This is a genomic window from Bradyrhizobium sp. S69 (assembly GCF_009766005.1).
In the GTDB taxonomy this organism is placed as follows: domain Bacteria; phylum Pseudomonadota; class Alphaproteobacteria; order Rhizobiales; family Xanthobacteraceae; genus Bradyrhizobium.
In genome coordinates, this window is the sequence record NZ_LMUK01000038.1 from 476366 (window position 1) to 501602 (window position 25237).

At 62.8% G+C, this 25237-nt stretch carries 28 protein-coding genes and 1 tRNA gene; 13 read left to right on the plus strand and 16 right to left on the minus strand.

Annotated elements, in window-relative coordinates; translation table 11 throughout:
- Positions 1–133: 133 nt before the first annotated feature.
- The 4 genes from GSQ88_RS17055 to GSQ88_RS17070 all read right to left on the minus strand — a co-directional run bounded on the left by GSQ88_RS17055 (position 134) and on the right by GSQ88_RS17070 (position 5046).
- On the minus strand, positions 134–1804 hold the full coding sequence (locus GSQ88_RS17055) for an ABC transporter ATP-binding protein (protein ID WP_159008872.1): 1671 nt from the start codon (positions 1802–1804) through the stop codon (positions 134–136).
- Complete coding sequence (locus tag GSQ88_RS17060; RefSeq protein WP_159008873.1) at positions 1801–2691, minus strand: ABC transporter permease; 891 nt, start codon at positions 2689–2691, stop codon at positions 1801–1803. Before GSQ88_RS17060 ends, GSQ88_RS17055 begins: the two co-directional genes overlap by 4 nt.
- A 12-nt stretch (positions 2692–2703) precedes the next feature.
- Complete coding sequence (locus GSQ88_RS17065) at positions 2704–3645, minus strand: ABC transporter permease (RefSeq protein ID WP_159008874.1); 942 nt, start codon at positions 3643–3645, stop codon at positions 2704–2706.
- A 270-nt stretch (positions 3646–3915) separates the two neighbouring features.
- The gene (locus GSQ88_RS17070) at positions 3916–5046 is read right to left on the minus strand and encodes a M20/M25/M40 family metallo-hydrolase (protein WP_159008875.1); all 1131 of its coding nucleotides are present in this window, start codon (positions 5044–5046) and stop codon (positions 3916–3918) included.
- A 291-nt stretch (positions 5047–5337) separates the two neighbouring features.
- On the opposite strand from GSQ88_RS17070, the gene GSQ88_RS17075 reads away from it, so the two are divergent.
- Positions 5338–6939 carry an ABC transporter substrate-binding protein gene (locus GSQ88_RS17075; RefSeq protein WP_159008876.1) on the plus strand — a complete coding sequence of 534 codons (1602 nt, stop codon included), beginning with the start codon at positions 5338–5340 and terminating at the stop codon, positions 6937–6939.
- 157 nt (positions 6940–7096) lie between these two features.
- Here GSQ88_RS17075 and GSQ88_RS35275 read toward each other — a convergent pair whose 3' ends face one another.
- The 5 genes from GSQ88_RS35275 to GSQ88_RS17095 all read right to left on the minus strand — a co-directional run bounded on the left by GSQ88_RS35275 (position 7097) and on the right by GSQ88_RS17095 (position 9557).
- Complete coding sequence (locus GSQ88_RS35275; protein ID WP_210253835.1) at positions 7097–7255, minus strand: hypothetical protein; 159 nt, start codon at positions 7253–7255, stop codon at positions 7097–7099.
- A gap of 76 nt (positions 7256–7331) precedes the next feature.
- Positions 7332–8192, minus strand: coding sequence for an alpha/beta fold hydrolase (locus GSQ88_RS17080; protein ID WP_159008877.1), 861 nt, complete (start codon positions 8190–8192; stop codon positions 7332–7334).
- A 206-nt stretch (positions 8193–8398) separates the two neighbouring features.
- A complete protein-coding gene (locus tag GSQ88_RS17085) occupies positions 8399–9055 on the minus strand; it encodes a GrlR family regulatory protein (protein WP_246784830.1) in 657 nt (218 codons plus the stop codon).
- Between the two features lie 41 nt (positions 9056–9096).
- On the minus strand, positions 9097–9498 hold the full coding sequence (locus GSQ88_RS17090) for a hypothetical protein (protein ID WP_210253836.1): 402 nt from the start codon (positions 9496–9498) through the stop codon (positions 9097–9099).
- Positions 9471–9557: transfer RNA gene (locus GSQ88_RS17095), tRNA-Leu, on the minus strand. The genes GSQ88_RS17090 and GSQ88_RS17095 overlap by 28 nt, the downstream gene beginning before the upstream one ends.
- A gap of 173 nt (positions 9558–9730) precedes the next feature.
- Between GSQ88_RS17095 and GSQ88_RS17100 the strand changes: the two genes are divergently transcribed.
- The gene (locus GSQ88_RS17100; protein ID WP_159008879.1) at positions 9731–10201 is read left to right on the plus strand and encodes a twin-arginine translocation pathway signal; all 471 of its coding nucleotides are present in this window, start codon (positions 9731–9733) and stop codon (positions 10199–10201) included.
- Positions 10202–10309: 108 nt separating this feature from the next.
- Here the strand turns inward: GSQ88_RS17100 and GSQ88_RS17105 are convergent, their stop codons facing one another.
- Both GSQ88_RS17105 and GSQ88_RS17110 read right to left on the minus strand, forming a co-directional pair.
- Positions 10310–11512 (minus strand): FAD-dependent monooxygenase, encoded by a 1203-nt coding sequence (locus tag GSQ88_RS17105; RefSeq protein WP_159008880.1) that lies wholly within the window; start codon positions 11510–11512, stop codon positions 10310–10312.
- A 10-nt stretch (positions 11513–11522) separates the two neighbouring features.
- On the minus strand, positions 11523–11768 hold the full coding sequence (locus GSQ88_RS17110) for a zinc-finger domain-containing protein (RefSeq protein WP_159008881.1): 246 nt from the start codon (positions 11766–11768) through the stop codon (positions 11523–11525).
- Between the two features lie 275 nt (positions 11769–12043).
- Between GSQ88_RS17110 and GSQ88_RS17115 the strand changes: the two genes are divergently transcribed.
- The 4 genes from GSQ88_RS17115 (at position 12044) to GSQ88_RS17130 (ending at position 15565) form a co-directional block, all read left to right on the plus strand.
- On the plus strand, positions 12044–13195 hold the full coding sequence (locus GSQ88_RS17115; protein ID WP_159008882.1) for a hypothetical protein: 1152 nt from the start codon (positions 12044–12046) through the stop codon (positions 13193–13195).
- 59 nt (positions 13196–13254) lie between these two features.
- Positions 13255–14007: an alpha/beta fold hydrolase gene (locus GSQ88_RS17120; protein ID WP_159008883.1), complete on the plus strand. Its 753-nt coding sequence runs from the start codon at positions 13255–13257 to the stop codon at positions 14005–14007.
- Between the two features lie 368 nt (positions 14008–14375).
- The gene (gene cysE, locus GSQ88_RS17125) at positions 14376–15203 is read left to right on the plus strand and encodes a serine O-acetyltransferase (RefSeq protein WP_159008884.1); all 828 of its coding nucleotides are present in this window, start codon (positions 14376–14378) and stop codon (positions 15201–15203) included.
- Positions 15204–15346: 143 nt separating this feature from the next.
- Positions 15347–15565: a DUF3126 family protein gene (locus tag GSQ88_RS17130; RefSeq protein WP_159008885.1), complete on the plus strand. Its 219-nt coding sequence runs from the start codon at positions 15347–15349 to the stop codon at positions 15563–15565.
- Positions 15566–15753: 188 nt separating this feature from the next.
- Here GSQ88_RS17130 and GSQ88_RS17140 read toward each other — a convergent pair whose 3' ends face one another.
- Complete coding sequence (locus GSQ88_RS17140) at positions 15754–16473, minus strand: hypothetical protein (protein ID WP_246784831.1); 720 nt, start codon at positions 16471–16473, stop codon at positions 15754–15756.
- Between GSQ88_RS17140 and GSQ88_RS17145 the strand changes: the two genes are divergently transcribed.
- From GSQ88_RS17145 to GSQ88_RS17155, 3 genes are all read left to right on the plus strand, one after another.
- On the plus strand, positions 16472–16699 hold the full coding sequence (locus tag GSQ88_RS17145; protein WP_159008887.1) for a hypothetical protein: 228 nt from the start codon (positions 16472–16474) through the stop codon (positions 16697–16699). The genes GSQ88_RS17140 and GSQ88_RS17145 overlap by 2 nt on opposite strands.
- Before the next feature lie 5 nt (positions 16700–16704).
- On the plus strand, positions 16705–17034 hold the full coding sequence (locus tag GSQ88_RS17150) for a DUF6949 family protein (RefSeq protein ID WP_159008888.1): 330 nt from the start codon (positions 16705–16707) through the stop codon (positions 17032–17034).
- A gap of 106 nt (positions 17035–17140) precedes the next feature.
- Positions 17141–17671, plus strand: a complete 531-nt coding sequence (locus tag GSQ88_RS17155; RefSeq protein ID WP_159008889.1) for a gamma carbonic anhydrase family protein — start codon at positions 17141–17143, stop codon at positions 17669–17671.
- Between the two features lie 111 nt (positions 17672–17782).
- Here GSQ88_RS17155 and GSQ88_RS35000 read toward each other — a convergent pair whose 3' ends face one another.
- Both GSQ88_RS35000 and GSQ88_RS17160 read right to left on the minus strand, forming a co-directional pair.
- Positions 17783–17950: a hypothetical protein gene (locus tag GSQ88_RS35000; RefSeq protein WP_174248032.1), complete on the minus strand. Its 168-nt coding sequence runs from the start codon at positions 17948–17950 to the stop codon at positions 17783–17785.
- On the minus strand, positions 17947–18204 hold the full coding sequence (locus GSQ88_RS17160) for a hypothetical protein (RefSeq protein WP_174248040.1): 258 nt from the start codon (positions 18202–18204) through the stop codon (positions 17947–17949). Before GSQ88_RS17160 ends, GSQ88_RS35000 begins: the two co-directional genes overlap by 4 nt.
- A gap of 267 nt (positions 18205–18471) precedes the next feature.
- Between GSQ88_RS17160 and GSQ88_RS17165 the strand changes: the two genes are divergently transcribed.
- Positions 18472–18864: a hypothetical protein gene (locus GSQ88_RS17165; protein WP_159008961.1), complete on the plus strand. Its 393-nt coding sequence runs from the start codon at positions 18472–18474 to the stop codon at positions 18862–18864.
- A gap of 68 nt (positions 18865–18932) precedes the next feature.
- Here GSQ88_RS17165 and GSQ88_RS17170 read toward each other — a convergent pair whose 3' ends face one another.
- The gene (locus GSQ88_RS17170) at positions 18933–20456 is read right to left on the minus strand and encodes an FAD-dependent monooxygenase (RefSeq protein WP_159008891.1); all 1524 of its coding nucleotides are present in this window, start codon (positions 20454–20456) and stop codon (positions 18933–18935) included.
- A 50-nt stretch (positions 20457–20506) separates the two neighbouring features.
- Here GSQ88_RS17170 and GSQ88_RS17175 point away from each other — a divergent pair, with 50 nt between their 5' ends.
- The gene (locus GSQ88_RS17175; RefSeq protein WP_159008892.1) at positions 20507–21526 is read left to right on the plus strand and encodes a LysR family transcriptional regulator; all 1020 of its coding nucleotides are present in this window, start codon (positions 20507–20509) and stop codon (positions 21524–21526) included.
- A gap of 6 nt (positions 21527–21532) precedes the next feature.
- Here the strand turns inward: GSQ88_RS17175 and GSQ88_RS17180 are convergent, their stop codons facing one another.
- Positions 21533–21769, minus strand: coding sequence for a hypothetical protein (locus GSQ88_RS17180; protein WP_159008893.1), 237 nt, complete (start codon positions 21767–21769; stop codon positions 21533–21535).
- A 343-nt stretch (positions 21770–22112) separates the two neighbouring features.
- On the opposite strand from GSQ88_RS17180, the gene GSQ88_RS17185 reads away from it, so the two are divergent.
- Both GSQ88_RS17185 and GSQ88_RS17190 read left to right on the plus strand, forming a co-directional pair.
- On the plus strand, positions 22113–23519 hold the full coding sequence (locus GSQ88_RS17185) for a class I SAM-dependent methyltransferase (RefSeq protein WP_159008894.1): 1407 nt from the start codon (positions 22113–22115) through the stop codon (positions 23517–23519).
- Positions 23503–25062, plus strand: coding sequence for a sulfatase-like hydrolase/transferase (locus GSQ88_RS17190; RefSeq protein WP_159008895.1), 1560 nt, complete (start codon positions 23503–23505; stop codon positions 25060–25062). Before GSQ88_RS17185 ends, GSQ88_RS17190 begins: the two co-directional genes overlap by 17 nt.
- The last annotated feature ends 175 nt before the right edge of the window (positions 25063–25237 follow it).

Consider the following 25237-nt stretch of genomic DNA (forward strand, 5'->3'; position numbering starts at 1 on the left):
ACCCGTGAGGTGCGCGCCATCTTCGGCGCGCCTCGAAGGATGGTGTTCAGCGCAGTGCGTGCGGCCATCCTTCGAGGCGCGCAAGAAAGAGCGCGCACCTCAGGATGAGGTCCGAGATAGCTTCACGGGCCTCTCAGGATGCGGCTGCGGCGCCGGCCATTTCAACCGGGCGAAAATTGGCAAAATCCCAGCCGCGTCCGGGCGCGGCGTCGAGCAGCGCGCGGGTATAGGCCTGTTGTGGATTGGTCAGGACTTCCGCGGCCGGACCCTGTTCGACGACGCGGCCCTTCTGCATCACCACGACGTCGTCACAGATCTGCGCTGCGACCCGCAGATCGTGCGTAATGAACAACAGCGCGATCCCGAGCCGGGTCTGGATTTCGTCGAGCAGTTCCAGCACCTGTGCCTGCACCGAGACATCCAGCGCCGAAACCGCCTCGTCCGCCACCAGCACGTCGGGATCGAGCGCGAGCGCGCGGGCAATGGCGATGCGCTGGCGCTGGCCGCCGGAGAACTGGTGCGGATAGCGCGAGATCGCATCCGCGGGCAGGTCGACCAGTTCCAGCAATTCGCGCGCTTTTGCCAGCGCTTGCGCGCGCGGCACGCCGTAATTGATCGGTCCCTCGGCGATGGTCTCGCCGATCGTGACGCGCGGATTGAGCGAGCGATACGGGTCCTGGAAGATGATCTGGATGCGCTTGCGGTGCGGTTGCAGCAGCCGCCGCGACAATTCGGAGATTTCGCGGCCGACCAGGCGGACGCCGCCGGAGGTCGGATCGATCAAGCGGACGATGCAGCGCGCCACCGTGGATTTGCCGGAGCCGCTTTCGCCGACGATGCCGAGCGTGCGGCCCTTGCGCAAGGTCAGCGTGACATCCTGGGCGGCCGCGACCTCGCGGGGTTTGCCGAACAACGATCGCTCGCGATAGACCTTGCCGAGTTCGTTGGCCTCCAGCACCACCGGCTCTTTGGATTCCGGGCGCGGCGCGCGTGGCACCAGGCTAGGCACCGCCGAGAGCAGGTTGCGCGTGTACTCCATGGTGGGGTTGCGCAGGATATTATCCAGCGCGCCGGTTTCGACCAGCCGGCCCTGACGCATCACGGCGACGCGGTCGGCGATCTCGGCGACCACGCCCATGTCGTGGGTGATGAACAGCACCGCTGTGCCGCGATCGCGTTGCAGGTCGCGGATCAGGGTCAGGATCTGCTTTTGCGTGGTGACGTCGAGCGCCGTGGTCGGCTCGTCCGCGATCAGCAGTTTCGGCTCCAGCACCAGCGCCATCGCGATCATGATGCGCTGGCGCTGGCCGCCCGACAGCCGATGCGGATAGGAGGAAAAGATACGCTCGACCTCGGGCAGTCGCACCTGCTCCATCATCGCGAGGATCTTGGCGCGCCGCGCCCGCGCGTCGAGGCTGGTGTGGACACGCAGCACTTCGTCGATCTGGCGTCCGACCGGCACCACCGGATTGAGCGCCGTCATCGGCTCCTGAAAGATCATCGCCATGGTGGTGGCGCGCAGTTGCCTCAAGCGGCGATCGCTGGCGGTGAGCAATTCCTCGCCGACCAGTTTGATGCTGCCGCCGAAAGGCACCAGCGATCCCTTGTCCTGCAAGCCCATCGTGGTCAGCGACGTCACGGATTTTCCCGATCCGCTTTCGCCGACCACGCACAGGGTTTCGCCCTCGTGTACTCGCAGCGAGACGCCGTCGATGATGCGCTGACCTTGCCGGTTCTTGCCGAGACCGACGACGAGGTTGTCGATGTCGAGAACCACGGGTTTTGAATCGGACGCTGCGCTCATTTGCCGCCCTCGCGTTTTTTCATGCGGGGATCGAGCGCGTCGCGCGCGGCATCGCCGATCAGATTGATGCTGAGGATCGCCAGCGACAGCATCAGGCCGGGCCAGAAGATCAGCGACGGCTTGAGCTGGAAGTAGACGCGGCCTTCCGCCATCATGTTGCCCCAGGTCGGCGTCTCCGGATTGATGCCGGCCCCCAGGAACGACAGGATTGCCTCGGTGAGAATGGCCGAGGCGCAGACATAGGTGCCTTGCACGATCAAGGGCGCAATCGTGTTCGGCATCAGATGCCGCCACATGATTTTCGGCAGGCTGGAGCCGACCGAGATCGCGGCTTCCACATAGGGCTCCTCGCGCGCCGACAGCACCACCGAGCGCACCAGCCGCGCCACCCGCGGAACCTCGGGAATGGTGATGGCGATGAGGACGGTCGCAATGCTGGCGCCCGACAGCGAAACCACGGCGACCGCGAGCAGCACGCTCGGGATCGCCATCAGCCCGTCCATGATGCGCATCAGCACCGCGTCGACCCATTTGAAGAAACCGGACACCAGCCCGATCAGCAGGCCAACACCGATCGAGATCAGCGCGGAGCCGAGCCCGATCAGTAGCGAGACCCGTCCGCCGTAAAGGATGCGCGACAGCACGTCGCGCCCATAGGCGTCGGTTCCGAGCCAAAACTGCGCGCTAGACGGCTTCAATCGTTGCGCCGGCACCAGCAGTAGCGGGTCGTGCGGCGAGATCAGCGGCGCCACGATCGCGGAGGCAACGATCAATCCGAGACAGATCGTGGCCACGGCAATAATCGGTGTTTCCGTCAGGAAGCCGAACCGCGGCCGCAGCGGCGTGGTGATCGGGATTGACGGTTCGGGGAGGGTTTCGATCGCCATCGATATCTGACCTCAGTACCGGATACGGGGATCGAGCAGGGTGTAGGCAACGTCGATCAGGAGATTGACCGCGACATAGATGCCGGAGGTCAAGAGGATCATCGCCTGGATGATCGGGTAATCGCGCGCCAGCACAGCATCGACGGTGAGGCGTCCGATCCCCGGCAGGTTGAACACGCTTTCGGTGACGACGACACCGGAGATCAATAGCGCAAAACCGCTGCCGATCACGGTAATGACGGGGACCGCGGCGTTGCGCAACGCGTGGCGCAACAGCACGCCGGACTCGGCGATGCCCTTGGCGCGCGCGGTGCGTACGTAATCCTCGCCGAGCACGTCCAGCACCGCGGCGCGGGTCATGCGCGCGATCAGGGCGACATAAATGAACGACAGTGTGATGGTCGGCAGGATGATGCGCTGAAGGAACGGCCAAAATCCCTTCGAAATGCTTTGAAAGCCTTGCACCGGCAGCCAGCGCAGGTCGATGGCGAACAACTGGATCAGCACATAGCCGATCACGAACACCGGAACCGAGAAGCCGAGCACCGACAATCCCATCACGAAACGGTCGATCCAGGTGCCATGCTTCCACGCCGCGATCACGCCGAGCGGCACCGCGACCACGATCGAAAGGACCATCGTCGACAGCGCAATGCTGATCGACGGCTCGACGCGCTGGCTGATCATTTGCAAGACCGGCACATTGGAAATCAGCGACACCCCGAGATCGCCGTGCAGCAGCTTGCCGATCCAGGTGACGAATTGGAGGTAGAGCGGTTCGTTCAATCCGAGCGAGGTGCGGATGCGCTCGAGTTGCTCGGGCGTCGCATTGTCGCCGGCCAGGATCGCGGCGGGATCGCCCGGCGTGAGCCGCAGCAATAGAAATACGAACAGCGCCACCACCCCCATCACGGGAACAGCGGCCAGCACGCGACGAAGCAGATATCCGAGCATCTTTGTCCTGTCACAATTCGCGAACCGGTCGGCCGGTCCGCGTCAACGTTTGTACCACCAGCAGGATATCAGGTCAGCAAATCCCGTGCCATCGGGCTGAATTCAGGCCGTAGCAGCCGTCATCCTGAGGTGCGCGCACTTTCTTGCGCGCCTCGAAGGATGGCCGCAAGCACGATGCTGAACACCATCCTTCGAGGCGCGTCGAAGACGACGCGCACCTCAGGATGACGTCCAAGATAGCTTTACACACTCTCGGGATGAGACTTTTTCCTACTCCAACGTCGCCAAAAGCCCCGCCATCAGCCGGCCGCGCTCGGCGAGGCTCTCGACTTCGATGTGTTCGTTGAGCGTATGGGCGTCGGCGCCGCGGACGCCGAGACCATCGAGGGTTGGAATTCCCATCGCGCCGGTGAAATTGCCGTCGGAGCCACCGCCGGCGCTGGCATGGGGAAGCTCGGCGCCCAGTTGTCTGGCGAGGCCACGGGCCTTTTCATACAGCGCCATGGTTCCAGCGTCGGGTTCCCACACCGGCCGGGTGACGCCGCGCGTGACCTTGAACGTCACATCGTTGGCGGTGCCGGACAATGCGAGCATCCGCTCGACGCCACGATCGAGATCGGCCTGGCGCTTGGCCATGCTGAGCGCTTCGCCGCTGCAGGTGGTGGCGACGCAATTGACCCATTGGCCGCCATGCACGATGCCGACCGAGAAGGTGCAGTCGTCCGAGGTCATGGCATCGATCGCGATGATCTGGCGCGCCATTTCGCGGATCGCCGAACGGCCGGAAGAAAGCGTGGCGCCGGCATGGCTCGGCTTGCCGACAGCCTCCAGGTTAAATCGCGCAATCGCGTAGCGGCCGGTGACGACGCCGTTGTTCGATCGGCCGGGCTCGGGCACCAGCACATATTTGTTACGCGCGGCTTCGGCCTCGATGATGTCGCGGGTCGAGGGCGTGCCGACTTCCTCATCCGGCGTGAACAATACGGTGATCGGCAGCGGCGTCGTGAAGGCGGCGCGCGCCAATTGCCGGATCGCTTCCAGCGACAGGTAGTTGCCGCCCTTCATGTCGTAGATGCCGGGACCAAAGCATTTGTTGCCCTCGCGGCGCCACGGCAGTTTTGCCAGCGTGCCGACCGGATGCACGGTGTCGAGATGTCCCGCGATCAGGATACCCGGCTCGCCCTGCTTCGGATGCGGAAAGCGCGCGCGGACGCAACCGCCAAAACCCTGCCGTCCGGCGATGCGTTCGATCGTGGCGCCCATCACCGCCATGTCGCGGGCGGCGAGATCCAGCATGCGATTCACCGCCGCGGTGTCCCAAGTCGGGCTTTCGCATTCTACCCAGCCGCGCAGGCCCTGCAGCATGGCTTCGGTATCGAACGGAAGGTTGGCAGGGTTCATGACATGTCTCTCGTTTTTCGAATGGGATGTTTCTTGCCGGTGCGACGATGCGATACTCACGAGACGGATCGGCGATCGACTTGTAAAGTGAAACCTCGGCCGGGTGTCAACGTGCATTCGCCGCATGGCAATCGCCCAAAACCGGATTGACGCGCGGCGGGCTTGATGTAAGGCTCGTTTGCGCACGTCTTGAATGTCCAGTTTTTACAGCGCGTTAGTGCGCCTAAATAACGGACCTCATGCTTAAACTATGATCGGCGTTTGACCAGTTTCACGTCAGGAGAGATTCGAATGTCCCACATCTCGCGTTGGAAGCGTTCCACGATAGCATCGGCTATCGCACTCGCTGCGGCGCTGGCGTCACCGATGCCGACATGGGCCGCCGGCAAGACCATCACCGCGGTGATGCATTCCGATTTGCGTTTCCTCGATCCGATCATCACCACCGCCTATATCCAGCGCGACTATGGATACATGGTGTACGACACGCTGCTGGCGATGGACTCCAATTTCAAGATCCAGCCGCAGATGGCGGAGTACAAGGTTTCCGACGATAAGCTGACCTACACCTTTACCTTGCGCGACGGCCTGAAATGGCATGATGGCGCGCCGGTGACGGCGGAAGACTGCGTGGCGTCGCTGAACCGCTGGTCCAAGCGCGACAATATGGGCCAGAAGCTGGCGCAGTACACCGCCAGCCTGGAGGCGACCGACGCCAAGACCATCACGCTGAAATTGAAGGAGCCCTACGGCCTGGTGCTGGAGTCGATCGGCAAGCCGTCGTCGGTGGTGCCGTTCATGATGCCGAAGCGCGTCGCGGAAACGCCGGCGGACAAGCCGATCACCGAGCAGATCGGATCCGGCCCGTTCAAATTCGTCAAAGAGGAATTCCAGCCGGGCGTGAAGGCCGTGTTCGTCAAGAACACGGACTACGTGCCGCGCAAGGAAGCGCCGAGTTGGACCTCCGGCGGCAAGGTCGTGAAGGTCGATCGCGTCGAATGGGTGACGATGCCCGATGCGCAGACCGCGATGAATGCGTTGCAATCCGGCGATATCGATTTCATGGAGAACCCGTCATTCGATCTGCTGCCGGTATTGGCGGCCAATCCGGATTTGAAGATCGAGGTGCTGAACAAGCTCGGCTTCCAGACCCTCGGCCGGATGAACTTCCTTCACAAGCCGTTCGATAACGTCAAGGTGCGCCGTGCCGCGTTCCTGGCGATGAACCAGAAGAACGTGCTGGATGCGCTGGTCGGCAACCCCGAATATTACAAGATCTGCGGCGCGGTTTTCGTCTGCGGTACGCCGCTTGCCTCCGATGTCGGCGCGCAATCGCTGATCAAGGGTGACGGCATGGCGGAAGCGAAAAAGCTGTTGGCCGAATCCGGCTATGACGGCACGCCGGTGGTGGTGATGGCCCCTGGCGACGTCGTCACGCTGAAGGCGCAGCCGGTGGTCGCGGCCCAGGCGCTGCGCGATGCCGGCTTCAAGGTGGATTTGCAGGCCACCGACTGGCAGACCGTGGTGTCGCGGCGCGCCAGCCAGAAGCCGGACAGCGAAGGCGGCTGGGACATGTTCTTCACCAACTGGGTCGGCGCCGACGTGGTCAATCCGGTGGTCAACGCCTCCGTCAGCGGACGCGGCCTGAACGGCGGCTGGTTCGGCTGGGCCGATGATCCGAAGCTGGAGCAGATGCGGGACGCCTTCGCGCGGGCGACTTCGCCCGACGAGCAGAAAAAGATCGCGACCGACATTCAGAAGGAAGTCTACGATCAGGTGATCTACATCCCGCTCGGGCAATATCTGGCGCCGGTGGTGTGGCGCAAATCGCTCACTGGTGTGCTCGACGGCCCCGCAACGCCGATCTTCTGGAATATCGACAAGTCGGAATAGGCATAGCGTTTTCGAGCGAAGTGGATTCCGGTTCGCGTCAAGAAAACGCGTCAAAAAAACGAGAGCCCGGTTCTGATGCAATCAGAACCGAATAGGCTCGCATCAACTGCGTAGACGCGACGGAGGTTGATCTTCCGTCGCGTTTTTGTATTCAGCGTCAGCAGTCGTTGCTGCGCACGGTTTCCAGCCCGTCATTTGCGACCGGCGGGCGGCTCCGCGGCGACGGCCGCGCCGACGAACGCAAATCTTTGGGCGTCTGGCGCGCGGTTACGCCCTGATCCGAATGAGTTTCAGCCGCGATGTTGGTCTGGGCCATAGCGTCTTACTCCATTTGCTGCAGGACAACATTTTGCAGCGCGTGAAGTTCCGGGCGTTGACGCCGATATCCCTCGTCAGATCGGATAGCTCGCGATGTGCTGGAGCAACAATTCGCTGACCCGATCGGGCGCCTGATCGGCGGCGAAATGGCCGACCCCGGGCAGCACCTCGAAGCGATAGGGGGCGGCGACGAAATCCTCGGTTCCCTCGGCCGCGGCGCGCCCCACGGTGTCGTCGGCATCGCCCCAGATAAAGAGCGTCGGCACCCGGATCGGGCCGATCGGGGCGCGGATCGCGCCGCGGGCGCGATACCAGGCAAGGGCTGCTTCCATCGCGGGCTTGTTACCGAGCACGGCAAGATGCCGCTCGATCGCAGCATCCGGAACGCCGTTCGCGGCCCAGCGCTCGCGCAGCCATTTGGCGTTGTCGGCGAGCACGACATCCGCCGCATCGGATTCCAGGAACGCCTTATGATGACGCGACCGTTGCGCCTGATCGCCGTCGGGCATTTGCAGCGCGCGATTGAAGGCGTTGGGATGCGGCCGCGACAGGATCGTCAGCGACGCCAGCCGTTGCGGCGCGCGATCGGCCAGGGCCCAGGCGATGCTGCCGCCCCAGTCATGTCCGATCAGATGAAATCGCTGGTCGCCATAGCCGCAGGCGCCGGCGATCGCCATCGCGTCGTCCATCAGATGGTCGATATGATAATTCGCTGATACGCCGACATCGGGCCGGGCGCCCGGCGAATAGCCGCGCTGGCTCGGTGCAACGGCGCGATAGCCCTTGGCCGCGAGCGCCGCCAGTTGCGCGCGCCAGCAGTTCAATGATTCCGCGAAACCGTGCAGCAGCAGCACCAGCGGCGCCCCCGCTTCGCCCGCGGCAAGCGCGTCGAAGGTCAGGCCGGGCCCAAGCGTGAGTTTTTCGAATTGCGACATGGAATTTATCCCATGCAAACCCGTTGCTGCGGCAAAGGTTGCGGGCGGAGGAGCAGATTTTACGCAGGCTGTTATTCAGCAACTTTGGCTGGGGGAAACAAGCAGAAAGGCATGGAAATGTCGCGCAAGACGCGCAAGCGTGATGAACAGCCGCGGTCGCGGGCTCCGGCGTAACGCCGTCGGCATCAGGGTGCCGTTCTCGGAATTTATAACCGCGACTTGATGGTTGCCTGCGAAACGCCGTGTCGCTGCAGATCGACCAGCACGCCGGCGGATCCCGACTTCTGCGCGGGCGCGATTGATGGAGCTTGCGAGGTCTGAACGCGGATCAGTGTTGCCTGAAAAGGCAGTTCCGGCGCCTGCGTCGCGGTCCCGGTGCAACTGGCCGTCGCGCCCGTCGATTTGCCGGCAAGCTGCAATTCCACCTCGTCGATACCGAACAGGGAGGGCTGTCCAGCGGTGTGCCGCCTGGTGGTCAGCACGGCGGTAAAGCGGTCTTCCTCGACCCTGTACCAGCCTGAATAACTCAGCCCGCAGTCGCCACCGGATATTTTGCCGTTTGCGAGGTGGACGATGCCGGTACCTTCGCCCCGCGGAGTCTTATACCACGCCGCGTATTCGCCATCCTGAAGCATGTGCCACCCTTCGCATCGAAACGGCCGATGCATAGTGCGAAGAGAGTAAGAAATACAGCTTGCGGTTGCTACATCCGGCGGCGAGGTTAACGATTGGCGAATGTCGGAAGCGGTGTTCGATTTGATTTGTCCGGGTGGGTTTTGCGGGATGGCGTTACGTTTGAGAAGCCGTTCGACGATGCCGCGACCGGCGCGGCCGAAAAGGATTGTCACGGCTTGATCAAACAAGTTTTGAGCCGTCGTACCTTACGGTGCAAAGCGTGCCCGATTCAATCCCCATCCTCATCCAGTTCTGCTGCCGCGATCGACGCCTTGGCGCGTGCGATGAATCCTTCGGCGTCCTTTTTTGCCTCGCGAATGAGGTCGTCGATGAGGCGGCGAAACCGGTCGAGATCGAGTTTGAGTCCGGCGGCCGAGGGCTTGGCGGTCGAGCCGACGTAGCCAACCATGCGCGAGGACGTTGCAATCCGAAGCAGCAGCGGCGAGAGCATCTCATCGGAAATGTCTTCGTCCTCGGCAAACTTGAGAACGTGCTGGGTCAGCGACTGCGTGAGCCGCTCGAATTCATCACGGGCTTCCTGGCCGTCTTCGTCGAAAAGGTCGTTGTCATCGGGCATGGCTACCGCCTTATGCTTGCCAGGCCTGGTGCGGGCGGTGGGAGTCGAACCCACACGACGTTGCCATCGAGGGATTTTAAGTCCCTTGCGTCTACCAGTTCCGCCACGTCCGCTTTGGCCACGAGATCAGAGACTTAGCGCGTTTCCCGCCCCGGAGGAAATGGGCTAGGGTCGGGCGGAAAACGCTGCCCTTCCTTAATCGAGCGCGTTCGCTAAGGCAAAGCCTCAATGCGGACATGAGGCCCTGCTTTACGCAACCGTAGGATTGTCGGTTTACCAAGGTCACATGATTGCTTCGATTGCCCAACGCCTGATGTTACCGCGCGCTGCCGCAGTCGTGCCATGGATGCTCGGGCTGACGCTTGCCCTTGGGCTTGGCGGCTGCGCCAGCAGCGTCAGCGAGATGGGCGATAACATGACGCTCGCCTTTGCCGATCCGGCCAAATACGACTATTACGACTGCAAGCTGCTGGAGGCCGAACGCAAGAGCCTCAAGACCCGAATCGAGGATCTGGAGCGGCTGATGGCAAAGGCCCAGACTGGCGTCGCCGGTCCGGTGGTCGCCGAACTCGCGTATCGCAACGACTACATCGCCTTTCGCGGCCAGGAAAAATTGGCCAACAAAGCCTGGCAACGCAACAATTGCCACGACTCGCCGCCGACGCCCGGTGCCGCGTCGGCCACCGCCGCCCCGACACCTCCCGAGCACGGCAAAGGCGGGCATTCATCGATGAAATCCGGCGGCGCGGTCTACTGATTGCTTCGAGCGATGATGGCCTGCCGTCGATGTCGGCGCGGGCGTTTGCGCAAGCCGTTTTCTTACAAGCCTTTTTCTTACAAGCCTCTTTTTTTTAAGCCTTGGGTCTCACGCGCGCCAGTCGTAGATCCAGTCCTGTCGCGCCAGCATGCGCTTGGCGCCCAGCGCCCGGATCGCGAGGTCACGCGCATAGGCCGCCGGGCCCGCGAGGTGATAAATCCGCCCTTGCTGTCGCGCGGCGCGCTGCACGCGGCTCACCCGCGGCCGGCGCAGCCGCGCATAGCGTTGCATCGCGACCGCGATCGTGGGCCCGCGCTCGTTCTGGGTTTCGGCGAGGCAGTTTGCCAGAACAGCCGCGTCCTCGATCGCCATGCCGGCGCCTTGCGCCGCGAATGGCAGCATCGCGTGCGCGGCGTCGCCCAGCAACGCGACCGTGCCATCGGTCCATTCGCCGCCGCTTGGCATCGTGAACAACGCCCATTTCCGCCATTCGTCGACCGCGCCGATCAGCATCCGCGCCGCGCTCGGCCATGGCGAGGACGCGAAAGTCGTCTTGATCTCGCTGACTTCGCCCGGCGCGCTCCAGCCGGGCCTGTTCCAGGTTCCCGGCACCACGGCGACGACGTTGATCTGCCGCCCGCCGGAGATCGGATAGGCGACGAGATGCGCGTTCGGTCCCATCCAGAGCTGGACCCGGCGCGCGGCATGTTCGCGCGGCAGTTGCGTCGCCTCCAGCGTGCCGCGCCAGGCGATCAGCCCGGAAAATTGCGGCTGTGCCTGCGGAAACAAATGATGGCGCACCGTCGACCAGATGCCGTCGGCGCCGACCAGCGCCAGCGCCACTTCCGGCTGCCGCATGGTGCCGCTGCGCCCAACCACCGTCAGTCCCCTGGCATGGGGGGCGAGATCCTCGAATTGGCATCCGAGCCGCAATTCGATGTCGGGATTGTCGTTGATCTGGGCAACCAGTGCTGCTTGCAGGTCGGCGCGATGAACCACCCAATACGGCGCGCCGGCGCGGCTCGAGGCCTCTTCGCCGAGCGGCAACCGGGCAATTTCACGGCCCAGCCGGGCGCTCATGATGCTGACGGCCTCGGGGATCACGGCGCGGGCGGCGAGGCGAGGTTTCAGGCCGAGATCGACCAGCACGCGGCTTGCATTGGGCGACAATTGCAGGCCGGCGCCGGCTTCTTCGAGCCGCGCGGCCTTCTCGAGAACGACGACGCGAAATCCTTTGGCCGCCAGCGCCAGCGCTGCGGTCAAGCCCCCGATTCCGGCACCGGCGACGAAAATCGTGCGCGACGCGGCCACCCGTGGCCGATCAGGCGACCTTGTCTTTCAGCACGCATTCCGGCGGCCGCGCTTCGCCGGCGGCGAGGTCGGCGGCATAACGATACAGCGTCGAGCAATATGGGCAGATGATCTCGTTGTCGTTGCCGAGATCGAGGAAGACATGGGGGTGATCGAACGGCGGATTGGCGCCGACGCACATGAACTCCTGCGATCCGATTTCGATTACCGAAACGCCGGCGTCATTGTGAAAGTGCGGAACGACATGGTCGGACATAATATTCACCCCGGATGGCAATGGAGGCAGATGCAATCGACGACTGGCAGCAATGACTTGCGGCAGGATTGAAAATGCCGCGCACCATACTGACGGGTTCGTTTGATTCCTAGGCCCCGACCGCTCATTTGCTCATGCAAATTCGACACAATCTTGTCGTCCCAGAGAAGCCCTTCTTTCGTCGGGGCCGTTGTGTCGCAAAAGAGGCACACTATCTTTTTGCTATGCCTTGGGACGGGTAAAATTGGGACGGGAAAGATTCGGGGCTTTTCAGGATGGAACGATCGCGGCTCGATTGGGCGTTGACGGGATTGGCGGTATGTGCGGTCGCATCCGCCGTCGCCTGGCCGCGCGCGCGTGACGCCGGCGCCATCCTGGCGGCGCAGGACGACCCGGCGGCGTTGTCGGACGCGCAGCTAAATTCTGCTCTGCGAAACCATCCATCGGCGGTCTCGCAATCGGCCGTCTCGCCATCGGCGGTCGCGGAAAATATCGAGGCGGCGCTCGCTGCCAACGACGCCGATCTCGCCAATAGTTTTATCGACCTTGCCACCGCGAAAAATATTCCCGTCACCGACGAATTGTCCAGGCGGGTCGGCGACGCGGTCGCGGAAGCAGGCTCGACCTCGCATTTTGCAAAGGGCTTTGCCAGCGGTCTCGTCACCGGAAACGCCGACGATGTCGCGAGCATGTCGGGCACGGTTGCCGGCGACCTTTTCGTGTTCGGCGACATCCGCGACGTGGTGCGCGAAGGAAAACACCTCGCGATGGGCGAGGATACCGATCGGTTGGTGCTCGGCCTGGCGGCGGCCGGTCTTGCGGTAACGGCGGCAACCTATGTTTCGGTCGGCGGCGCAGCCCCGGTGCGGGCCGGCCTTACGCTGGTCAAGGACGCCCGCAAAGTCGGGCGGCTCGGCGAAGGGCTGACGCTGTGGGCCGGCCGCTCGGCGCGCGACCTCGTCGATACGCCGATGCTGGAGAACGCGGTCGAAACCGCCTCGGTGCTGCGGCCGGGCGAGAGCGTGCGGGCAATCAAGGCCGCGTTCCGCCCCGAACAGGCCACCGGGCTGGTGCGGCTGGCCAAGGATGTCGGTCGCGTCGGCGAGAAGGCCGGCGCACGCGGCGCGCTCGATACGCTGAAGCTCGCCGAAGGTCCACAGGATGTGGCGCGCGCGGCGCGGCTCGCCGAATCCAAGGGCGGGCAGACCCGCGCGATCCTGAAGATGCTCGGCCGTGGCGCGCTGCTGCTGGCGGCCGGCGCGTTCGACCTGACGCTGTGGGTGTTCGGTGCGCTGCTGGCGTTGTTTGGCTTCCTGGCGTCGATCAAGGCCACCACCGAACGCATGACGCAGTCCTGGCTCGATCGCAAGAAGAGACGGCGGCTGCGACAGCAGATGGCGGCTGCTTCGCAACCGGCGCTGACATAAGCGACAGCGCGCAGCCTGTTTCCGCCGGAATCCCACTCACCAAAAATATGGAATGATCGATGCCGAGCTTTCACAACGGCGATGTCCAGATTGCCTATCTCGATGAAGGCGAGGGCGATCCGATCCTGCTGGTGCACGGCTTTGCATCCAGCAAGAACGTCAACTGGGTCTATCCGACCTGGGTTTCCGAACTGAAGAAGCACGGCCGCCGCGTCATCGCGCTCGACAATCGCGGCCATGGCGATTCCGCAAAGCTGTATGATTCCGAACAATATCATATCGGCACCATGGCCGGCGATGTCACCGCGCTGATGGATCACCTCGATATCGCCCGCGCCGACGTCATGGGCTATTCGCTGGGTGGGCGGATGACGGCCTGGCTCGCGCACCACGTGCCGCAGCGGTTGCGCTCCGCGATCCTCGGCGGCATCGGGATGGGATTGATCGAGGGCGGCGGTCCCGGGGAAAACGTCGCGCTGGCGCTGGAAGCCGGCGCGCTGGAGGATGTCACCGATCCGGTGGGGCGGACGTTTCGCGCCTTCGCCGACCAGACCCGCAGCGACCGCCGGGCGCTGGCGGCCTGCCTGCGCGGCTCGCGCCGGCTGATGACCGCGGACGAAGCCGCCGACATCAAGGTGCCGGTCCTGATCGCGGTCGGCACCACGGACGAAATCGCGGGCTCGGCGGCAGCACTGGGCAAGATCATCGCGGGCTCGAAAGTGCTCGACATTCCCAACCGCGACCACATGCGGGCGGTCGGCGACAAGGTCTACAAGACCGGCGTGCTGGAGTTTCTCGCACAGCGGAAATGAATCGGCGCAGGGGATCGCAGGTCCCGGAAAACTATCGATGGCTGCGATGGACCGTGGCCGGATCGGACCGAAAACGAAAGTCGGCCAATCGTCGGATGGTGTACGCCTTGATTTCCTGGGATTGCCAACCACCTCCATTCGACGTGGCAGGGGAAACCGAAGGCGGCGGGCGGCTGGTGTGATCGGCTTGGGCTTAACGGGTGAGAAACCCCGTCAGTTCAATGTTTTAGCGTCCGTTTGAAGTCCGGATAACCATGCTTTTCGGCGGCCCGTACCCTGAGACAGCGGTGCGTTCACCGTGCTATACTAGCCGACGGAACGGGTCGAATTTGCGAAACGAGAGCAGCCCAACCTTGCGAGAGCAGCCCATGGCCATCCATCAGATCAATCCGCAGAACTCCAAAATGGCGGCGCTGGACCCGATCTGGGAACGCGTGCGGCAGGAGGCGGAAGATATCGTTCGGCGCGAGCCTGAGCTTGCTTCCTTTATCTACTCGACCGTGCTGCATCACGAGCGGCTGGAAGATTCGGTGGTGCATCGCATCAGCGAGCGTCTCGATCATTCGGCGCTGTCCGGCGATCTGATCCGGCAGACCTTCGACGAAGCGCTGCGCGACGATCCCGATCTCGGCAACGCCTTCCGCGCCGACCTCGTCGCGGTGTACGACCGCGATCCCGCGACCTCGCGCTTCATCGATCCCTTGCTTTACTTCAAGGGCTTCCATGCGATCCAGACCCATCGTCTGGCGCACTGGCTTCATCTGAAGGGCCGCAAGGATTTCGCGAGTTACCTGCAAAGCCGTTCCTCGGCGGTATTCCAGACTGACATCAATCCGGCCGCCAAGATCGGCCGCGGCATCTTCCTCGATCACGCCACCGGATTTGTCTGCGGCGAAACCGCCGTGATCGAAGACGATGTCTCGATCCTGCACGGCGTCACCCTTGGCGGCACCGGCAAGGAGAACGAGGACCGTCATCCCAAGATTCGCCATGGCGTGCTGATCGGCGCGGGCGCGAAAATTCTCGGCAATATCGAGGTCGGCCATTGCGCCCGCATCGCCGCGGGCTCGGTGGTGGTCAAGCCGGTGCCGCACAACGTGACGGTCGCCGGTGTTCCTGCCAAGATCGTCGGTGAGGCCGGATGCGCCGAGCCGTCCCGCACCATGGATCAGATGCTCAACGCCATCGGGCTTTGATTTTTCGAAAGCTTGCTCGATTTCCGGATTGCCTAACTTTCAGGCCGCCTGTATCGCGTGTACGACACCCAAGGATACGGCTGGCGGTTCTTTTCGCTCCGTCCTAAAACCCGTCAAACCTTTTAATCGTATTGGAGACTGCCGTGGACGTTCAGGAAGTCAGGAAGCTCGACGCTTATCTCAAGCGCGTGTTCAGCAATCAAAAGATTCGCGTGGTGCCGCGGCCGAAAAAGGACGATTCCGCCGAGGTCTATATCGGCGAGGAATTCATCGGCGTGCTGTTCGTCGACGATGAAGACGACGATCGCTCGTTCCAGTTCCAGATGGCGATCCTCGAAGACGATCTGGTCGATCAGGGCTGAGCCAAGCTCATCCCGGGGAAGCCACGAGTGTCGGACTCGGTGCTCGCGGCCCTGGAGCCTTTTCCGTTCCGATGGAATCGGAACGGGGCTCTCGTCTTTCGTTTTGACGCGTTTTCTTCACGCGAACCGGTACCCACGGAGCCTGTCATCGGGCGCGCATTCGCGCGACCCGTTGGCTCGAAACCGCGCTAGCTTCCCTTTGGCCCGTGCAGTTGCACCGCGAGATGATCCATCGCATCGGCAACGTCGCGCCACTGCGCGAGCCAGTTCCGCGGAAAGCGAAACGTCAGATCCGCACCGCCGATGCGGCGTTCGCTAAGACACATCCCGGGCGTTGCGCCGTCGCGGGTGCAGCGTGCGTCGAGGTGAGGGGTGTCGGCGAAAAACCGGTCTTCATTGCTGTAGGGCGTACCGGCGCGAAACGCCTGCATCGTCAGTCCGTCCTGCGGCGACGTCGTGGCCTGATCGAGGTAGCGCGGGTAGATGGTGGTGACGCGCACCTCCGGCGCCATCGCATCATGATGCGCTGAGATCGACAGGAAAATCCGACTGATCGGCTGCATCGCGGCGTCCTCCACGGTATCCGCGCTGACGTGCTTTGGCCCTTCCGGAACCGCGAGCGAGGGGAACTCGAAATTGAGGTCGACGCGCTCCTGCGGCCCGGTGTGGCGCTGGATCTTCATGCGGATCGCCATCGGCGGCACATTGAACAGCGTGCCGCCGACGCTCAGCGGCAAACGCGCCGGATCGCTCGCCGCGTCCGTTCCCCAGGTCGGCCACAGCAGATAGGCGACCAGCGCAATTGCGCCGATAGCAGCAGCGCTCGCCAGCGCAATCGGCGCGATCAGGCGGCGGCGATGCCGGCGCGAGCCGCGTGCGATCGTCTGGGCTGTGGAGAGTGTGGTCATGACCGAAAGCATTGTTATGGGTGCGCGCGCCCCGAGCCGGAGCCGAATCATTTTCGAATATGTCACAGGACATGCCGATTTTCGCATCGCGTTCGTGAATCGGTCCGGCGCGAGCCATGTGCGCGGCGCGGTTCCAGCCGGCGGCGTTAACCTTTTCTTAAGGATAGTGTGGCGGACGGCGTTGGATTTTGCGAAGCAGGACGCGTGGTGTTGTGGTGTGGGATAAGTCCGATGTCGCCTGATGCGTTGAATTCGCTGTTTTCCCTGTGCATCGGCTTTGCGTTGGCCGGCGCGCTCGCCAGCGGATATCAGGCGATGCTGCGACGCCCCGCGGGATTTGCCCTGTTACAGGAGGGCGCAGTTCCCAGCACCTTCGCCGCGGTGCCGTTCCTGGTGTTTGCCGCTCCCTTCATCATCATGCGCAATACGCTGCGCGGCGCCCGGATCGAACGCCGCCGCTTCGAATTCGTGATGATGGCGACCGTGCTGGCGGGCTTCTGGAGCATGATGTCCGGCACCTTCTTCCTGATGACGCTGCGCGCCGCCGGGCTGTTGGCCTGAAGCGCTGGTTTTGTTTCAGCGCGCTTTCCTGGCGCGCACCGGTTCCCACGCTCTGACTGATATGCCAAGGTCTCCACGCACAGGAGATGCAGGAGATAAATCGAGCATGGCGATTTACCAACTTGACGGGCAGGGGCCCGAATTCCCGGCGGATGGAAATTACTTTGTCGCCGATAGCGCGACCTTGATCGGCAAGATCCGCCTGCTCAGCGGTGCCAGCGTGTGGTTCGGCGCGGTGCTGCGCGGCGACAATGAGTGGATCGAGATCGGCGAAGGCTCCAACGTGCAGGACAATTCGACCTGCCACACCGACATGGGCTTTCCGCTGACGATCGGAAAGAACTGCACGGTCGGTCACAACGTCATCCTGCACGGCTGCACCATCGAGGACGGCGCGTTGGTCGGGATGGGTTCGACCGTAATGAACGGCGCCAGAATCGGCCGCGGCAGTGTCGTCGGCGCGGGCTCGGTCATTACCGAGGGCAAGCAGTTTCCCGAGAACTCGTTGATTATCGGCGCGCCTGCGCGGGTGATCCGCACCCTCGATCCCGAACAGGTCACCAAGATGGGAGGCGCTGCGAAATCCTATCAGCGCAATGGCCCGCGCTTCAACAAAGGCTTGAAGAAGATCGGCTGAGCCGCGGCGGCGGCTACAGCGTTTTCGAGCGAAGTGGGCACCGGTTCGCGTGAAGAAAACGCGTCAAAATAAAATGCTAGAGTCCCGTTCCGATTTTGTCGGAACAGGGCTTTAGCCGCCCTCGGCTTCGTCCGCCTCGGCCTCGCCGGCGGCTTCCTCGTGACCGGCGGCCCACAGCGCGTGCTCCTGGCTGCCGTCCTGGTATGGGTTGCCGCCGGGTGGAATGTTTTCCCGCGCGGCGCGCTGGCCTTCTTCGAACGGATCGGGGTCGGTGCTCATGGCGTTGCTTTCCTGTCTCGCTTTTTGGCGCCGCGGGATTTCGCCAAGCCTGATAGCGCATTGTCTGATAGCACGTTCGGACCCGCAGCGCTTTTGCGTAGCGCATCTTTCAGGTCGATGGGAATGCCGTGCTTTCGCAACAGGTCGGCGAACGCTTCGTCGGCCAGCTCCTGCAGGGTTGCCATGCGGTCGCGCCCCAACTGGGTCAGCTTGCCGATTGTGTCCTCGTCGAAAGCGATCAATTTCCGCGCCATGTCTGCTCGCGCCAATTCTGCCAAGGTCACGTCTGCTGAGGCTCTGCGGTTCTGCGTTGCGTCCGCCCGCACGGCTGACGCCAATGCGGGTGAAACGAAATCGTTCCGGCCGAGAGCCGGCCGCGTCTGTCCCTCAAGATGAACGAAACTCGCGCAAAATTGAGCAGAATTTTCCGTCAACAGGCGCGGAAACCCCTATATCTGGCCGACGACGAGGCTTGAAGCGTGATGTCGCGGGGGCTCGTCGATGTTCTCGGAGGGACGATGATGTTGCGTAAGACTCTTCTCGCGTTGGCGGCGATAGCCTCGATCGGCCTGTTGGCGCCGGACGCGGCTTCGGCCCGCGGCGGTGGCTTTGGCGGCGGCGGTCATTTCGGCGGCGGCGGAGGTCACTTCGGCGGCGGCGGTTTCCGCGGCGGTTACGGCGGTTTCCACGGCGGCTATGGTCGCGGCTTTGGCTACGGTATCGGAGGGTTCGGACTGGGCGTGGGATTGGGCTACGGGCTCTACGGTCCATACGGCCCCTATGGCTATTACGGCGGCTACGGCGCCCCGTATTCCGATGGCTATTACGCCGACGAAGGCGGCTGCTACCTCGTGCGGCGTCGCGTGCAAACTCCTTATGGCTGGCGCATCAGGCGGGTCGAGGTCTGCGGCTGATCTGACTACTGAACTGAAACAGAGGATCGCAATCGTCCGCGCGCCGCGGAGTTGCGGTCCTCTTCATTTCAACCGATGGCTTCACCGACATCGCGTTCTCGCAAAAACCAGCGCGAGGCTGCTTTCGCGGCTTCCGCAAGGTCCGGATCGCCCTCACAGGCCCATGCGACGACGCCGTCAGGGCGGACCAGCACGGCGGTCAGGCCCAGCCGTTCCCTCGCGTCAGCCGCGACATATCTGACCTGATCGCCAAAGCGGCTTGCAACCGCCCGGAGCGGCGCGCGGCTGTCGAAGTCGATCAGAAGGCCGGTGCCGTCGCGCAGCAGAGCGGCGAGCCTGGTGCCGTCAGTCAGTTCGAAATCAGGGACGCTGCGACCGACCAGCGCGTGAGCGTCGCCGAGATCGTAACGCATAGAAACATTCCACACCCGTTCGGCAAAATAGGTGGCGCCATCGCGGGTGCCGACGAGGTCGCGCACAATCGCTTCCATGGCGCGCGCGTGGTGGCCTGGCCGCATGATCGAGACTTGCGCCCGCGACCAATCGAGAACCTGTGCGCCGATCGGATGCCGCTCGGCGAAATAGCTGTCGAGCAATCCGTCGGGCGCTTGCCCCCGGACGGTCGCGGCGAGCTTCCATCCAAGGTTCATGGCATCGCCTAGTCCAAGATTAAGCCCTTGCCCGCCCAGCGGCGAATGAATATGGGCAGCGTCCCCGGCGAGCAGCACGCGGCCTTTGCGATAGGTCGTCGCCTGCTGCGCGCGATCGGTCCAGTCTGTGCCGACATGCAGCGCGGTCAGGGTCACGTCGGTTTGCGAGACGCGCCGCAGTACCGCTTGGATATGCTCGAGCGTGATCGGCCCGGTTCGATGCGCCGCGCCGCCGTCGAACTCCAACAGGCCGAAATGGCCGGGCTGGGTCTGAAAATACATGCCGGTTGGCGTCAGGTGCCGGCCGTGCCTGAGCTTTTCCGGGTCGGCAACATCGACCTGAACGGAATAGCCGGTAAACTCCGGATCGGTCCCGATGAACGAGAAGCCGCCTGCCTTTCGCACAATGCTGCGGCCGCCGTCACAGCCGACCAGCCAGCGACCCTCAAAGCTGCGATCGCCCGCGTGGACCGTTACCCCGTCGGCGGATTGGGCGTAGCCTTCAACATCGACGCCGCGCCTGATCTCGACGCCGATGGCTTGCGCGCGATCGGCCAGCACGGTCTCGACCCGTTGCATTTCGGCTGCCATGTTGCGGTCGGCCGGGCCCGGCAGCCGATACGCCCATTTCGACCTGTCGATCTTGTCGTCCTCGAAGGGGATTCCGGCGAAGTGTCCGGCCTGCCGCCGCGGCTGCACCCCTTGAGCCGCAGGCTTCGCCTCGCGCGGGGGCGCCACAAGGCCGTCCAGCAGTCCGCGCCGGTCAAACGCTTCGATCGTGGGTACGGTCAGGCCGCGCATGCCGAACGGCAGTCTTTTTAACGGCGAGCGCGCGTTCTCGGCGCGCTCCAACACCAGCACGGAAACGCCGGCAAGGCGCAGTTCGCAGGCCAGCAACAGGCCGACCGGGCCAGCCCCGGCGATGATGACGTCATGGATCATGCCTCACCTAACGCTGTTGTTTTCGATCGATCCAATGATATGTTTGCAGCATGTCGATGCACCAAATCGATTTAGCGCGGGCCGATCTCAATTTGCTGGTGGTGTTCGAGGCGCTGTTTGCCGACCGCCATGTCGGCCGTGCCGCAAAGCGGTTATGCCTGTCGCAGTCGGCCACCAGCCATGCGCTTGGGCGGCTCCGCGAGTTGTTCAACGATCCACTTTTCGTCCGCAATCCGCGCGGCATCGAACCCACGCCGCGCGGCCGCGAACTGGCGCAGCCGATCGCCGACGCGCTGGCGCAAATCCGGGACTTTCTCAGCCCCGTGGCCGCCTTCGATCCGGCCACGCTGCAGCGCATTTTCAAGATCGCCGCCCATGATTACGCGATGACCGTCCTCGTCGCTCCCCTGATCGCGATCCTGCGCGCGGAAGCGCCCGGCGTGGATTTGCGATGCGTCAGCATGCCGCCCGCGGATGTCATCGAGGCGCTCGATCGCGGCACGCTGGATTGTGCGCTGGGCGGTTTCCACGGCATTGCAGCCGAGCGTGTGACACGCACATTGCTGTTCTCCGACAGGTTTGTCGGCGTTGCGCGGCGCGATCATCCCGGCTTGCGGAGGGGAAAGATGACGCTGAAGGATTTCGTCGCGACCCCGCAAGTCCTGGTGTCGGCCGGTGGCGAGGTGCGCGGCGGTATCGATGAAGCTCTCGCCTCGGCCGGGCATCAACGCCGGGTCGTGCTCTCGACGCCGAGTTTTCTTGCGCTGCCATGGATCGTCGAAACCACCGACCTTGTCGGCGTTCTGCCCGAACGCCTCGCGTTGCGGCTGAGTGCTGGCGCGCCGCTGACGGCGTTCGAGCTTCCGATCGACGTTGAGCCCATGACGTGCAGCATGCTCGCTCTGGCGCCGATCGCAAAGCAGCCGGAAATGCGGTGGCTGCTCGATCGAATCCGCTTTGCTTTCGGCCTGCCGCGCGCCGCCTCTCCCCGGAAAGGGCGCGTATCAATTAAGTCAAATAAATCCAAGGCAACTAACAAGGCAACTAAATCGAGAGCCGCGGCGCGATAGCGTCGATCAATCCTTGTCGGAATGTTTCTTGATGTTGCTGTTGAACAGGCCTTTGAAAAAGCCTGTGACGTTTTTCCAAGCGGTGGCGAAAACCGCCAGGCCGGTCGCCACGACGGCGATAATGCTTTGAAAAATGATGCTTCCTGTGCCCGGATCCAGATAGGCAGCCGCATCCGACACGCCGGCGATCGTGAAGTTCAGCAGTGCGAGAGACAGCAGGATATATTTCTGTGTTCGATTCATCGCGGGACCTTAGGGGCTCTTGGCGTGCTGTGAAGTGAACTTTATTTAATTTGCTTTCGGCAGTGGATTTGACACGTTGCCGTAATGTTATACGCGCGATCCCGATGCCGTCCGCGCGGACAAGGGTAATGATCGGCGGCACATGGCTGGCATGATCGCGGGCGGGTGATTTCGCGTTTTACGGGTTGCGCTTCCGAATGCAGCCGAACCACTGCAAGTCGAGGAAATTGACGATGAGCGCCGAGCCTCTCGCATCCGATGTCGTCGGATTGACCAAGGTCGCGCCGGTTTCGCGTCTCGGCCGCGTGCAGGCATGGTTCAAGACATACAAAGTGCTGGGTTGATGACGATCGTTCGAGATGCGGGATCGTTTCGAGATCCTTCCGGCTATGTCGCGCATTACGACGACAGGATATTCCGCGTCCTGCGGGAAGATGCCTTCAGCTCCTTCGAGTGGCTGAGAGCGTCGGGTCTGTTGGCCGATCTCGTCACCAACAAATGGCTGGTGCCGACCGATATTTCCACCGAACTTGCGATCCAGGATGTCGCGCCGCGCGTGCTGGAGCACGAGCCCATCAACTTCATATCCTATCCCTATGAGTGGCCTTTCGAGCTGTTGAAGCGGGCGGCGATCTTTCATCTCGATCTGCATCTCAAGGCGCTGGAATCCTGTTTTACGCTGATCGACGCCAGCGCCTACAATGTTCAATTCGAGGGCACCAAGCCGATCTTCATCGATCCGCTGTCGCTGGCGTCCTACACCGAAGGCGAAATGTGGATCGGCCAGCGGCAGTTCAACGACCAGTTTCTCAATCCGCTGCTGCTGACGTCGCTGCTGAAGATTCCGTTCAATGCCTGGTATCGTGGATCGGTCGAGGGGATTGCGTCCGAGGACCTGGCGCGGGCGCTTCGTGCCAGGCACAAATTGTCGTGGCGGATATGGTCGGAGGTGCTGATCCCCGTTTGGTTGCAACGCTCCGCCCAATCTAAACCGGCGAGGGGCATCGCCGCCAAGCAACGAAAGCTTCCGCTCAACGCGCTGCAATTCATGCTGCGCAATCTCAGGGGCTGGATCTCAGGCCTGCGCGATCCGTTTGCGACGCAGACGACGATCTGGCGCGACTATGAAGCCGAGAATTCCTATTTGCCGGAAGAGGAGAAACGCAAGCAATCCTTCGTGGCGGATTTCATCCAGCGCTTGCGGCCGAAAACGGTCTGGGATCTCGGCTGCAACACCGGCCTTTACAGCGAGACCGCGCTGCGCGCCGGCGCGCGTGACGTCGTCGGTTTCGACACCGATCACGGCGCGCTCAATCTTGCCGTACAGCGCTCGGTGCGGAGCGATCTGAAATTTCTGCCGCTGTATATGGACGCATGCAACCCGAGCCCAAGTCAGGGATGGCATCAAAAGGAGCGCGCCGGGCTGAGCTCGCGCGGCAGGCCGGACGCGATACTGGCCCTGGCGCTCGAACACCACATCGCGATTGCCCGCAACGTTCCGCTTCCGATGCTGCTCGACTGGGTGGTTGATCTCGCCGATTGCGGCGTCGTGGAGTTCGTGCCGAAAGAGGATCCCACGGTCCAGCGCATGCTGAGCATCCGAAAAGACATCTTCGACCAATACTCGCAGGCTGAATTCGAGGCTGAACTGGCGAAACGGGCGGCCATCGAAAAGAGGGAAGTCGTTTCCTCGTCGGGGCGGACGCTGTATGTCTACGCAAAAAGTCCGTCGCGTGCGCAGATTAGCTAGGCTCCTGCTATCGCTCGTCGTGCTGGTGCTGTTCTCGGGCGTCGCCTTTCTGAACTTTTACCGCACCAATTTCGAAAGCCTCACCGGGCCTTCGCGCGTGCTGCACTGGTATTTGCTCGTGCTGGGAATCGCGGTCGCGGGCTCGCTGGCGGCCAAGGCGATCTTTCGATCCTTTCCGATCGACCGGATATTCGTGATCGCGGCCGCGCTGTCCTTTATGGCGTTTTCCTACGACGAAATAACCAGGCTGGTTTCTCACGACGGAATCAGGGCGTTGATCGGCAATGACCATTTCGCGCTGTTTTCGATGCTGTGCTGGGTCGTCGTGACCCTGCTGATCGGCGCGCTGATCGGTATTTTCTCAAGGGCCGCGGTTTTGCTGCCGACGATGGCCTTGGTCGGCCTGGTTTACGTCGTGCCGGCCACGATGAGCCTGGGCCGGGCGCTTGCGCATCCGATCGTGATGAACGATCCCAAGGCGCTTGCATTGTCGGCGCGCCGCGATCCCAATGTCTACTGGATCCTGCTCGATGGTTATCCGAGGAGGGACGTGCTTCAGGAGTTTTTCAACTTCGACAACGCGCCGTTTGTCGACCGGCTGAAAGGTCTCAACTTCACGGTTTACGACCGCGCGGTCGCCAGTTTTCCCGAGACCTCCTTCTCGATATCCAGCACCCTGTCGATGGGGTTTCCAGTTGATGGAATTCCGCCTAGGACGCCGTCGCCGGCGGAATTGCAACGAACGGTTCGCGGCCAGAACGTCGTCGTCAATACCTTCCGCGCGATGGGCTACCGCTACGTGCATTTCCAGAATGGCTATGACGAACTGACGGCATGCCCGCTCGAGGGCGCCATCTGCATCAGGGGAAACGCTCAATCCAGTGGAAGTGCGTTCGAGTTCGACGAATTCAACATTGCGCTGCTGTCGAAATCGCCGGTGATGGATGCGATCGCCATGTTCACGGATGCGGACAGGGCAGTCCAGGAGTCCATGTTCATGCAGGGCGCGGTGCACGAAGTGACCGACCGGCTTTTCCAACTGCCCGAACGCGGTCCGTTCTTCCTGTACGCTCACGTGCTGGCGCCGCATCCTCCGATCCGCTTCAATCGCGATTGCTCGGTGCGGGCCGCGGCGCCGGATCTCCTGGACTGGAATGCAGCCGAAAAAGCCGCTTTCATCGATCAACTGATCTGCGTCAACGACGAGACCGTCACGCTGCTGGATGAAGTCATCGAGAGAGATCCGCAGGCCATCATCGTGCTGCAGTCCGACCATGGCACCGCGTTTCGCGGACAGTTCAAAAAGCCGTTCGACGGCTGGGACCTCCCGGACCAGAAGGAGCGGTTTGGCGCGTTGAATGCGCTGCGGATGCCGGAGGTCTGTTCGGACGAGGCGCAAGGCTCGGTCGATCTGGTCAATACCTTCGCCCGGGTGTTGAATTGCGTTTCGGGCGGCCATCTGCCGGACAAGGTCGCCCGGCGGTTCGTCGTTTCGCATGCCGATATGCGCACCGTTCACGAATACAAGGCGGATTCCGAATGACCCGGCCGGCCTGGGCTGGCCGGCAAGGGTGCGGCTCCGCCACGGGGAAGCGTCGGCGGGCTTGACGTGCAAAAAAAACAAGGCCGCCGGCGGAATATGACGCCCATGCGGCCTTGCCCTGCCCGGATATTGAAATCGGCTCGCGCCAACCCGGTAGCCGCACCATCGCCCGAGT

Coding starts and splice junctions, on each gene's coding strand:
- GSQ88_RS17055 (WP_159008872.1), bottom strand. CDS start 1,804: ATGAGCGCAGCGTCCGATTCAAAACCCGTGGTTCTCGACATCGACAAC.
- GSQ88_RS17060 (WP_159008873.1), bottom strand. CDS start 2,691: ATGGCGATCGAAACCCTCCCCGAACCGTCAATCCCGATCACCACGCCG.
- GSQ88_RS17065 (WP_159008874.1), bottom strand. CDS start 3,645: ATGCTCGGATATCTGCTTCGTCGCGTGCTGGCCGCTGTTCCCGTGATG.
- GSQ88_RS17070 (WP_159008875.1), bottom strand. CDS start 5,046: ATGAACCCTGCCAACCTTCCGTTCGATACCGAAGCCATGCTGCAGGGC.
- GSQ88_RS17075 (WP_159008876.1), top strand. CDS start 5,338: ATGTCCCACATCTCGCGTTGGAAGCGTTCCACGATAGCATCGGCTATC.
- GSQ88_RS35275 (WP_210253835.1), bottom strand. CDS start 7,255: ATGGCCCAGACCAACATCGCGGCTGAAACTCATTCGGATCAGGGCGTA.
- GSQ88_RS17080 (WP_159008877.1), bottom strand. CDS start 8,192: ATGTCGCAATTCGAAAAACTCACGCTTGGGCCCGGCCTGACCTTCGAC.
- GSQ88_RS17100 (WP_159008879.1), top strand. CDS start 9,731: ATGATTGCTTCGATTGCCCAACGCCTGATGTTACCGCGCGCTGCCGCA.
- GSQ88_RS17110 (WP_159008881.1), bottom strand. CDS start 11,768: ATGTCCGACCATGTCGTTCCGCACTTTCACAATGACGCCGGCGTTTCG.
- GSQ88_RS17115 (WP_159008882.1), top strand. CDS start 12,044: ATGGAACGATCGCGGCTCGATTGGGCGTTGACGGGATTGGCGGTATGT.
- GSQ88_RS17120 (WP_159008883.1), top strand. CDS start 13,255: ATGCCGAGCTTTCACAACGGCGATGTCCAGATTGCCTATCTCGATGAA.
- cysE (WP_159008884.1), top strand. CDS start 14,376: ATGGCCATCCATCAGATCAATCCGCAGAACTCCAAAATGGCGGCGCTG.
- GSQ88_RS17145 (WP_159008887.1), top strand. CDS start 16,472: ATGACCGAAAGCATTGTTATGGGTGCGCGCGCCCCGAGCCGGAGCCGA.
- GSQ88_RS17140 (WP_246784831.1), bottom strand. CDS start 16,473: ATGACCACACTCTCCACAGCCCAGACGATCGCACGCGGCTCGCGCCGG.
- GSQ88_RS17150 (WP_159008888.1), top strand. CDS start 16,705: ATGTCGCCTGATGCGTTGAATTCGCTGTTTTCCCTGTGCATCGGCTTT.
- GSQ88_RS17155 (WP_159008889.1), top strand. CDS start 17,141: ATGGCGATTTACCAACTTGACGGGCAGGGGCCCGAATTCCCGGCGGAT.
- GSQ88_RS35000 (WP_174248032.1), bottom strand. CDS start 17,950: ATGAGCACCGACCCCGATCCGTTCGAAGAAGGCCAGCGCGCCGCGCGG.
- GSQ88_RS17160 (WP_174248040.1), bottom strand. CDS start 18,204: ATGGCGCGGAAATTGATCGCTTTCGACGAGGACACAATCGGCAAGCTG.
- GSQ88_RS17165 (WP_159008961.1), top strand. CDS start 18,472: ATGTTGCGTAAGACTCTTCTCGCGTTGGCGGCGATAGCCTCGATCGGC.
- GSQ88_RS17170 (WP_159008891.1), bottom strand. CDS start 20,456: ATGATCCATGACGTCATCATCGCCGGGGCTGGCCCGGTCGGCCTGTTG.
- GSQ88_RS17175 (WP_159008892.1), top strand. CDS start 20,507: ATGTCGATGCACCAAATCGATTTAGCGCGGGCCGATCTCAATTTGCTG.
- GSQ88_RS17180 (WP_159008893.1), bottom strand. CDS start 21,769: ATGAATCGAACACAGAAATATATCCTGCTGTCTCTCGCACTGCTGAAC.
- GSQ88_RS17185 (WP_159008894.1), top strand. CDS start 22,113: ATGACGATCGTTCGAGATGCGGGATCGTTTCGAGATCCTTCCGGCTAT.